Origin of the sequence: Corynebacterium sp. HMSC073D01, from assembly GCF_001815555.1 — a bacterium.
In the GTDB taxonomy this organism is placed as follows: domain Bacteria; phylum Actinomycetota; class Actinomycetes; order Mycobacteriales; family Mycobacteriaceae; genus Corynebacterium; species Corynebacterium glucuronolyticum.
Genome location: NZ_KV821046.1, coordinates 1 through 353 on the forward strand (window position 1 = coordinate 1; position 353 = coordinate 353).

Sequence of the window (353 nt, forward strand, 5' to 3'; positions counted from 1 at the left end):
ATCAACGGCAAGGCTTGGGACTTCACCAACCTGAGCTCCGGCGCTGGCGAGACCACCGGTGAGGGAACCGAGGCTACCACCAACGGTTCTAGCGCCAAGACTGACGACAGCAAGCCGAGCAAGGGCAATAAGACCGAGTCCACTACCACCGCAACCTCCGAGACGGAGGCTCCGGCTGAGGGCTCCGCTGCAGGGGAGACCTCCACGAGCGAGGAACCCACTGCAACTGAGTAAACAACAGATGAACTAGTATGAATCCAGTGGTTACAAGCCACTGGATTTGCTCGGAGGGCAAGCAGGACCGCCCTTTTGGTCATCGAAATTTTTAAGCTCCGCATCTGGTCCTGCGGAGG

At 58.4% G+C, this 353-nt stretch carries 1 protein-coding gene; it reads left to right on the forward strand.

Annotated features, from left to right (window positions below; all coding sequences use genetic code 11):
• Nucleotides 1-234 (forward strand): hypothetical protein (locus tag HMPREF3044_RS06665; protein ID WP_210400532.1); only part of this gene is annotated, 234 nt, incomplete at its 5' end.
• Between the last annotated feature and the right edge of the window lie 119 nt (nucleotides 235-353).